An 8,988-nucleotide genomic window follows, 5' to 3' on the forward strand; every position below is an offset into this window, starting at 1 on the left:
CGCCCCCACCCTGCGCGAAGGGGAAGTCGTGAGCAGCCACCCCCCCGTTTGGCTCCACCAGGCACTTTCGCAGGCGCGCTTCACCCCGTATCGCCTCGCTGCCAGCGGAGACATGGAGAGAGCGTTGCGGCTCTACTGGTGGAACGTCGAGGTGTCCGCGGCACTCTACGGCCCGCTTCACTGCCTGGAGGTGGCGCTACGAAACGCGCTGAACGAACGCCTGCAGACCGCATACGACCGTGCCGACTGGTGGGAGTCGGCACCGCTCACGCCGGACGGACGATTCAAGGTGGAGCGGGCGCAGACGAACGCGCGCAAGAATCTCCGGCGCGGGCGCCGGCGCCCCCTCGTCCCCGACGATGTGGTCGCTGAACTGACCTTCGGCTTCTGGGTCGGCCTTCTGAGCCGTACGAACGACCGAGCCTTCTGGGTGCCGACTCTGCACCGCGCCTTCACCGGCTATTCCGGACGCCGTGACATCCTCTACAAAGAGTTCCTGTCCATGGTGCTCCTCCGCAACAGGGTCATGCACTATGAACCCGTTCACCACCGCGACCTGCGCACCGACCACCTGACGGTCTACCGGTTGATGGAGTACATCCGCCCCGAACTCGCCGTCGAGGCGCGCTCGCTCGACCGTGTTCCGTCCGTCCTCGCCCGCAGGCACGAGGTCTGCGCGGGCGACCACGCCTGCAGCTTCTAGGAGGTGACGACCGCTTGATCGCTCCAGGGACGCTTGTGTCCATGTCGGAGATCGCCCGGCGCGCGGGTGTTCAGCGCCCCGCGGTGACGAACTGGCGCCGCAGGCATGCGGACTTCCCTGGCGCGCAAGACTCCGCGGAGCAACTGTTCGACGCCGGGGAGGTGGCCCGGTGGCTCGATCTCCGTCGGATCTCGTCAAGAGCGCGGCGCCCGGGGGAAGACCCCGGCATCACGTTCGGAGACCGGTTCCGCCGAACCTTCGAGAATGAGGCCGCCGGCAGATCGCCGCGCCTTCCCTTCGGCGACCCGGATGTCCGAGAGGCCGGCGCCGAAGGCGATCGGCCCGATGGGGAGAACGAGGACTGGAACCGGCGGGCTCACCGCTTTGCCGGGCTCCTGCTGGATCGCCTGCACCGGCTGCGGGGCATCGGCGATCCCTCCGCTTACGCCGACCTGTTCCTGATCATGATCTACCTGCGGGCTTCGGATCAACCGAACTGGTCCCGGTTCGTGGCACTCGCTCGTGCTCATGCCGAGGTCCCGCTCTCCACGCATCTTCGGACGGCGCTGGACCGGCACGCGTCCGAGCGGCCCGAACTGGCGGCTCTGCTGTCCGGCTTCCCACGCCTGCCGAGCCCCGACGGGCCGGCCGTTCCGGAGCTGCCGGTGATCGAACTCCTCGACGCCTGGGACGACCCGCGCGTCACGGACAAGGCCCGGCCACCCGCCGACTTCGCCGTGCGCGTCTACGAGGAGATGCTGGAACAGATCGCGATCTCGGAAGGGTACAGGGGCGGCGAGTTCTACACCCCCCGCTCAGTGGTCGGCCTTGTAGCCGCCACCGCCGCGCCGAACGCCGGGGACAGGCTGCATGATCCCTGCTGCGGAACGGGGGGCATGCTGGCAGGGGCGGCGGCGCTGCTGCGCGACGATCCTTCCCCGTCCGTGAGCGGACGGGCCCTGTCACCGAGGCCGGGGCTCCTAGCAGGCATCAATCTGGCACTACACGGCATCCCGCCCCACGTGACCACGGACGCCGCCGAGAAGCTTCGCGGCGCTTCCAGCACCGGGGACACCTTCGACCTGATCATCACCAACCCCCCGTTCGGCACGAAACACTGGACCGACCGGGTCAGCGAGGACGACCCTCGCTGGACCTACGGGGTGCCACCCGCGAGCAACGCGAACTTCGCCTGGCTCCAGCACATCGCCTCTCTGCTTCGCGACAGCGGGCGCGCCGTCGTGGTGATGCCGCCCAACAGCACCTTCTCGACCCGCGTCGCCGAGCGGAGGATCCGCGCGGGAATGATCGAGGACGGGCTGGTGGAGTGTGTGATGGCACTTCCTCCCGGTCTGTTCCGCAATACAGGGATCGCAGTCACCGTGTGGGTGCTCCGGAAGGACCGGTCGCCCGGCGATAACGTGCTGCTCATCGATGCTCACCATGTCGGCGAGCAGTCCCTTGATCAAATCGCCGATACGTACCGGAGGTCGAGAGCAGGCGGACCGACCGAGGATGCGACCGTGCCGGCGCGTTGGTTCACGGTGGAAGAACTCCGTGCCGCCGACTACTCCCTGAACCCGCTTGAACTGCTCGCTCCGGACAAGGCACGGCTGGATCACCGAGCCGCCGTCGAGCAGCTGGCACGCTCGGCCGTGCGCCTCACCGATCTGACGGAGCGCAGCCGACGTATCGACGCCGACGTGACCGCGCAAGTGGAAGAACTGCTCGCCGCCCGAGCGGCTCGCCGCCCGAGCGGCTCGCCGCCCGGTGGTTGGCGGCGGGCACGACTTGAGGAACTGTGCAAGGTCCAGATCGGGCCGGCAGGCGTCCCGTCCACGGACGACACGACGGGCGTTCCCGTGATCACCGCCAGGCAGATCAGGGATCGCCGGATCCGATCCGACGACCTGGGTCACGCCCCGGCCGCGTTCGCCAAGTCGGCTTCCCAATACCGGGTGAGGCCCGGCGACATCGTGAGCGTGCGCACCGGAGTGGTCAGCCGCACGGCTCTTGTGGAGGAGGCGCAGGCCGGCTGGCTTCTCGGGCGTGGCTGCCTGCTCCTTCGTCCCGGCGGCGGCATCCTGCCGAGCTACCTTCTGCACTACCTCGCGCATCCTCGGGCCGTCGAATGGGTCCTGCGATCCGCCACATCCTCGGTGCTGCCCACGATCAATGTCCGGCGGCTCCGGGAACTTCCGGTCATGGTGCCGCCCAAGGCAGAGCAGGAGGAGATCGTCGCCCTGCTCGACGCGCTGGACGAGAAGGCCGCCGTCCACACCGAGATCGCCCGGACGACGCAGGGGATGCATGCGAGCGCACTCCACACGCTCCTGGTCGACATCAAGGCAGAGCACGATGTGACACCCTGATATCAGCCCGTGCCAGACGAGGGGGGAGCGGGTAGAGCACAGGAGCGGGCAGGCGGCGAGCGAGGGTGTCGCGCCGCCGGCAGGCGGGACGACTCGGCCGAGGGGTGAGGAGCACATGCGGGAGGTCTGGCCCGGGGATCCGTACCCGCTGGGCGCCACCTGGGACGGCACCGGCACGAATTTCGCGCTGTTCTCGGAGGTCGCCCGGCGGGTCGAGCTGTGCCTGTTCGACGCCGACGGGCACGAGGTCCGGCGCGAGCTGCCCGAGGTGGACGGGTTCGTCTGGCACGGCTACCTGCCGGGCGTCGGGCCGGGCCAGCGGTACGGGTACCGCGTGCACGGGCCGTTCAGCCCGCGCGAGGGGCACCGCTGCAACCCGGCGAAGCTGCTGCTGGACCCCTACGGCAAGGCCGTGGAGGGCGAGGTGCGCTGGCACGAGTCGCTGTTCTCCTACCGGTTCGCCGACCCCGACGCGCCGAACGAGGACGACAGCGCCCCCTTCATGCCGAAGAACGTGGTGGTCAACCCGTTCTTCGACTGGGGCGACGACCGTCCGCCGCGCGTGCCCTACCACGAGAGCGTCATCTACGAGGCGCACGTCAAGGGGCTGACGAGGCTGCACCCCGGCATCCCGGAGGAGCAGCGCGGCACCTACGCGGGGCTCGGGCACCCGGTGATGATCGACCACCTGCTCGACCTCGGCGTGACGGCCGTGGAGCTGATGCCGGTGCACCAGTCGGTGCCCGAGCACGCGCTGGTCGCGCGGGGCCTCGACAACTACTGGGGCTACAACACGATCGGCTTCTTCGCGCCGCACAACTCCTACAGCTCCTCCGGGCAGTACGGGGAGCAGGTGCTGGAGTTCAAGGCGATGGTGCGGGCCCTGCACGCGGCGGGCATCGAGGTCATCCTGGACGTGGTCTACAACCACACCGCCGAGGGCGACCACCTGGGGCCGACGCTGTCGTTCCGGGGCATCGACAACGCGTCCTACTACCGGCTGCGCGACGACGACAAGCGCTACCAGATCGACTACACCGGCTGCGGCAACTCCCTGAACGTCCGCAACCCGCACTCGCTGCAGCTCATCATGGACTCGCTGCGCTACTGGATCCTGGAGATGCACGTCGACGGGTTCCGGTTCGACCTCGCCTCGGCGCTGGCGCGGGAGCTGCACGACGTCGACCGGCTGGCCGCGTTCTTCGACCTCGTCCAGCAGGACCCGGTGGTCTCGCAGGTGAAGCTGATCGCCGAGCCGTGGGACGTGGGCGAGGGCGGCTACCAGGTCGGCAACTTCCCCCCGCTGTGGACGGAGTGGAACGGCAAGTACCGCGACACGGTCCGCGACTTCTGGCGCGGCTCGTACGCGACGATGCCGGAGTTCGCGTCCCGGCTGACCGGCTCGTCCGACCTGTACGAGCACAGCGCGCGGCGGCCGTTCGCGTCCATCAACTTCGTGACGTGCCACGACGGGTTCACGCTGAACGACCTGGTGTCGTACAACTCCAAGCACAACGACGCCAACGGCGAGGCCAACCGGGACGGGACCGACGACAACCGGTCGTGGAACTGCGGCTACGAGGGCGCGACCCGCGACGCGGCCGTCCTGGAGCTGCGGGCCCGGCAGCGCCGCAACTTCCTGGCGACGCTGTTCCTGTCGCAGGGCGTGCCGATGCTCTCGCACGGCGACGAACTAGGCCGCACCCAGCGCGGCAACAACAACGCCTACTGCCAGGACAACGAGATCGCCTGGGTGCACTGGGAGGACTCCGGCGACGTCGAGTTCGTCCGGCTGCTGTCGCGGCTGCGGCACGACCACCCGGTGTTCCGGCGGCGGCGGTTCTTCACCGGGACGGGCACCGGCGCGGCCGCCGACATCGCGTGGCTCACCCCGGCCGGCGACAGCATGACCGACCACGACTGGAACGTGGGGTTCGCCAAGTCGCTCGGGGTGTTCCTCAACGGCGACGCCATCACCGAGCCCGACCCGCGCGGCCGCCGCGTCCGCGACGACTCGTTCCTGCTGCTGATCAACGCGGGCTCGGAGGCGGTGGAGTTCACGCTGCCCGGCGGCGACTACGGGGAGCGCTGGGAGTTCGTGCTCGACACCGCCGAGCCGGACGCGGCCGGCGAGCGGCCGCGCGTGAAGGCGCGCGACGGGATCCGCGTCCGCGACCGCTCCCTGGCCGTCCTGCGGCGCACCCCCTGAACGGTCAGCGGCCGATCTCGATGGCGGTCAGCAAGACCAGCACGAACGTGGTGACGGCGACCAGGCCGTGCACGGCCACCGCGGCGGCCGGGAACGCCTGCTCGGCGCCGCGCGCGTGCCGTCCGCCCCGTCCGACGAGCCAGCGGGTCAGCAGCATGAACCCCTGGAGGATGACCACCAGCAGGGCGGCGAACGCGCTCCAGGCGCACCCGGCGGAGCCGGTGGCGAGGTAGGCGATCCAGACGGCCAGCCCGAGCAGGGCGGTCAGGGGATGCCCCACGACGATCAGGAGCGGGAACCGCGTCACCTTCGTCGCCGGCCCGCCGTTCGTCATCCAGATGATCAGCAGATAGCCTCCCGCGATCGCGGCGAGAACCCACGCGACCAGCGCAGCGAACCCCACCCCCGCTCCCTTCCGCGCAGTCCTCGTCCCCTGAGGCCAGTGTCGCGCCTCGGGCCCGCGACCATGACTGATTCGTACAGATTGCTGTACAGGCTGTTATCAAGGCGGTCAGGCACGCCTGGACGGACCCCGGCGGGCACGTGCAGTAGCTTGTGGTCCCTATGCGGAACCTGACGCCCACCGCCGGTCCGGCCGACCTCGCCGAGCGCTACGCCTATCCCCCGGACGGCGCCTGGCTCCGCGCGAACATGGTCGCCAGCCTGGACGGGGCGGCCCAGCTCGACGAGCGCAGCGGAGGGCTCGGCAACGCCTCCGACCGGCACCTGTTCGCGCTGCTGCGCGGGCTCGCGGACGTGGTCATCGTCGGCGCCGGGACGGTGCGGGCGGAGGGCTACGGGCCCGTCCGCCCGGAGGAGCTCGTGGCGGGGACGCGGGACGGCCGCCCGCCCGTCCCGCCGCTGGCGATCGCCTCGCGCACCCTCGACCTGGACTTCGACGCGCCGGTGTTCACCGAGGCCGCGTCCCGGACGATCGTGCTGGCCACCGCGACCGCCGACCCCGTGCGGCTGCGGGCGGCCCGGGAGCGCGCGGACGTCATCGTCGCCGGGCAGGACACGCTCGACTTCCCCGCCGCCCTCCGGGAGCTGCGGGCGCGCGGCCACCGGCGGCTGCTGTGCGAGGGCGGCCCGATGCTGCTGGCGCAGCTCGTGGCGGACGGCCTGCTGGACGAGCTGTGCCTCACGCTGAGCCCGCTGCTGCTGGCGGGGCATCCGACGCGGATCCTGAACGGCCCGCCGGTGCCCGTCCCGGCCGAGATGACGCTCGCCCACGCCCTGCGGGACGGCGACTTCCTCTTCCTGCGCTACACCCGCCGCAGCCGGTAGCGGACGAACAGGACGCCCTCGTCCAGGTAGAGGGCGGCGGGTTCCAAGGGCACCTCGGCGTCGAGGTCCCCGAGCAGGCGGGTGCGCCCCCGGCCGCCGAGCAGGGCCGGGGCGATGTTGAGGCACAGCTCGTCGGCCAGGGACGCGCGGACCAGGGCGGCGGCGAGGACGGGGCCGCCCTCGCACAGCAGGTGCTCGTGGCCGAGGTCCTCGCGCAGCGCCCGGATCGCGGCGGGCAGGTCGACGTCGTCCTCGCCCGCGGCGACCACCTCGACGCCGGACGGTGCCCTCCCCCGCGCGCGCTCTGACGTGACGACGATCGTCGGGGTCTCGGCCTCGGTGAACAGCGGCAGCGTCCAGTCGAGCTCAAGGGACCGGCTCACCACGACGATGGGCGCGGGCGGGCGGCCCCGGCGCGCGCGCAGGTCGGCGCGGAGGCGGGCGGGGCCCAGCCGGCCCGTCCGGACGGTCCCGGCGCCGACGAGGATCGCGTCCGCCAGCGCGCGCAGTGTCCGGAACACCCGGAAGTCGGCGTCGCCGCCCAGGCCGTCCGTCCAGCCGTCGGCGTCGGTGGCGGAGCCGTCCGCGCTCATGACCATGCCGATCCGCAGGCCGGGCGCGTCGGCGTAGGCGTCGTACGGGTCCACGCCGGGGGCACCGCCACCGGCGGGCTCGGGCAGCAAGCGGCGCATGGACGGCATGCTCACTCAGGTTACTCCGGTTTTCTCGATGTCCGTTTCCGGTCCCCCGGCATGTCCCTTTGTCGGAGGCGGGGCGCAAAATGGGGGGATGGACCTGCCGATCAGTCTGCCGCTGTCGCCGATGCTGGCCAAGGCGGTCAAGACCATGCCCAAGGGCGATGTGCTCTACGAGCCCAAGTGGGACGGCTTCCGCTGCGTCGTGTTCCGCGACGGCGACGAGGTGGAGCTGTCCAGCCGCGGCGAGAAGCCGCTCACCCGCTACTTTCCCGAGCTGGTCGAGGCGGTGAAGCGCGAGCTGCCCGAGCGGTGCGTGGTCGACGGCGAGATCGTGGTCCGCAAGGGCACCCGCCTCGACTTCGACATGCTCCAGCAGCGCATCCACCCGGCGGCGTCGCGGATCACCTTGCTGTCGGAGCAGACGCCCGCCTCGTTCGTGGCGTTCGACCTGCTGGCGATCGGCGACGAGTCGCTGATGGAGGTGCCGCTCGGCGAGCGGCGGCAGCGGCTCGTCGACACCCTGGCGGGGGTGCGGGCGCCGGTCCACGTGACGCCCGCGTCCGACTCCTACGACGTGGCGCTGCGCTGGTTCGAGGAGTTCGAGGGCGCCGGGCTGGACGGCGTCATCGCCAAGCCGCGCGACACCGTCTACCAGCCCGACAAGCGGGTGCTGTTCAAGGTCAAGCACGAGCGCACCGCCGACTGCGTCGTGGCGGGCTTCCGGTGGCACAAGTCGGGCCCGATCGTCGGGTCGCTGCTGCTCGGGCTCTACAACTCCGAGGGCCATCTCCAGCATGTGGGCGTCGCGGCGTCGTTCAGCATGGAGCGCCGCGCCGAGCTGGTGGACGAGCTCCAGCCGTACCGGATGGACAGCTACGACGGCCACCCGTGGGCGGAGTGGGCGCGGCAGACGGAGGCGACCGTCGACCGCATGCCCGGGGCGATCTCCCGCTGGACCGGCAAGAAGGACCTGTCCTGGGTGGCGCTGCGGCCCGACCTGGTCGTCGAGGTGGCGTACGAGGCGATGGAGGGCGACCGGTTCCGGCATACCGCCCGGTTCCGGAACTGGCGGCCCGACCGGACGCCCGCGTCGTGCACCTACGAGCAACTGGAGGTCCCCATCGCCTACGACCTGGACGACATCTTCAGCGGTTCGGCGAAGAGCCCCCGCGCCGACCGCTGACCCCGCGTCCGGCCCCGCCCGTCCGCGCGGGGCCGGTGGCGAGCCGATCCGGTGCCGAGCCGCGTCCGGCACCGGATCGCGGGCGGCCGGGCCGCACCCCCGCAGAGGGGGACGCGACCCGGCCGTCGTATGCCGAGCGCCGTCGCGCGGCGGGGGTCGTCACGCGGCTGGGGCCGTCGCGGCGGGGGTCAGGACGGGGTCAGGGCTGGGTCTCGTTGCGGATCGTCTGCTCGATCAGGGCCTCGTCCGACGGCATCGCGCCCTTCGGCGCGGCGTAGGGCCGCAGGTAGGTCTGCTTGAGGCCGGGCACCCGGTCCTCGATCACGAACGTGGCCTTGGTGGAGGACGCGGCGCCCTGCGTGCGCACCGTCGAAAGCGTCTTGAAGTCGGCCCGCATCTCCTCCTTGCCGATGCGCGTCATGACGTAGCCGCGCTGGTTGTTGTAGAAGCGCAGGTGCGGGTTGATCTTGAGGTAGGGCTGGTCGGACGGGTTGGAGTCCCTGCCGTCGCCGCCGCTGGTGACGGAGGTGCACACC

At 71.1% G+C, this 8,988-nt stretch carries 7 protein-coding genes and 1 pseudogene; 5 read left to right on the forward strand and 3 right to left on the reverse strand.

What is annotated here, in order from left to right; genetic code table 11:
• The 3 genes from E1298_RS39800 to glgX form a co-directional block, all read left to right on the forward strand.
• The coding region (locus tag E1298_RS39800) for a hypothetical protein (protein WP_341770691.1) at positions 1 to 703 on the forward strand (703 nt) is incomplete at its 5' end.
• A 41-nt stretch (positions 704 to 744) separates the two neighbouring features.
• Entirely contained in the window at positions 745 to 3,075 is a 2,331-nt protein-coding gene (locus tag E1298_RS39805) for an N-6 DNA methylase (RefSeq protein WP_131902563.1), read from the forward strand.
• Between the two features lie 115 nt (positions 3,076 to 3,190).
• Positions 3,191 to 5,284 carry a glycogen debranching protein GlgX gene (gene glgX / locus E1298_RS39810; RefSeq protein WP_131902564.1) on the forward strand — a complete coding sequence of 698 codons (2,094 nt, stop codon included), beginning with the start codon at positions 3,191 to 3,193 and terminating at the stop codon, positions 5,282 to 5,284.
• Between the two features lie 4 nt (positions 5,285 to 5,288).
• On the opposite strand, the gene E1298_RS39815 is transcribed toward glgX, so the two are convergent.
• Positions 5,289 to 5,687 (reverse strand): hypothetical protein, encoded by a 399-nt coding sequence (locus E1298_RS39815; protein WP_131902565.1) that lies wholly within the window; start codon positions 5,685 to 5,687, stop codon positions 5,289 to 5,291.
• Positions 5,688 to 5,848: 161 nt separating this feature from the next.
• On the opposite strand from E1298_RS39815, the gene E1298_RS39820 reads away from it, so the two are divergent.
• Entirely contained in the window at positions 5,849 to 6,571 is a 723-nt protein-coding gene (locus E1298_RS39820) for a pyrimidine reductase family protein (RefSeq protein WP_131902566.1), read from the forward strand.
• On the opposite strand, the gene E1298_RS39825 is transcribed toward E1298_RS39820, so the two are convergent.
• On the reverse strand, positions 6,550 to 7,263 hold the full coding sequence (locus E1298_RS39825) for a dihydrofolate reductase family protein (RefSeq protein ID WP_131902567.1): 714 nt from the start codon (positions 7,261 to 7,263) through the stop codon (positions 6,550 to 6,552). The two genes, E1298_RS39820 and E1298_RS39825, sit on opposite strands and share 22 nt — an antisense overlap.
• A gap of 97 nt (positions 7,264 to 7,360) precedes the next feature.
• On the opposite strand from E1298_RS39825, the gene E1298_RS39830 reads away from it, so the two are divergent.
• Positions 7,361 to 8,452, forward strand: a complete 1,092-nt coding sequence (locus E1298_RS39830; RefSeq protein ID WP_131902568.1) for an ATP-dependent DNA ligase — start codon at positions 7,361 to 7,363, stop codon at positions 8,450 to 8,452.
• A gap of 199 nt (positions 8,453 to 8,651) precedes the next feature.
• Here E1298_RS39830 and E1298_RS48800 read toward each other — a convergent pair.
• Positions 8,652 to 8,988 (reverse strand): annotated as a pseudogene (locus tag E1298_RS48800) (alkaline phosphatase D family protein); the annotation flags it as partial.

The organism is Actinomadura rubrisoli, assembly GCF_004349215.1.
Classification (GTDB): domain Bacteria; phylum Actinomycetota; class Actinomycetes; order Streptosporangiales; family Streptosporangiaceae; genus Spirillospora; species Spirillospora rubrisoli.

Bases quoted from the DNA above. Each gene is read 5' to 3' on its own strand.
- E1298_RS39805 (WP_131902563.1), top strand. From the start codon at position 745: ATGTCGGAGATCGCCCGGCGCGCGGGTGTTCAGCGCCCCGCGGTGACG.
- glgX (WP_131902564.1), top strand. From the start codon at position 3,191: ATGCGGGAGGTCTGGCCCGGGGATCCGTACCCGCTGGGCGCCACCTGG.
- E1298_RS39820 (WP_131902566.1), top strand. From the start codon at position 5,849: ATGCGGAACCTGACGCCCACCGCCGGTCCGGCCGACCTCGCCGAGCGC.
- E1298_RS39825 (WP_131902567.1), bottom strand. From the start codon at position 7,263: ATGCGCCGCTTGCTGCCCGAGCCCGCCGGTGGCGGTGCCCCCGGCGTG.
- E1298_RS39830 (WP_131902568.1), top strand. From the start codon at position 7,361: ATGGACCTGCCGATCAGTCTGCCGCTGTCGCCGATGCTGGCCAAGGCG.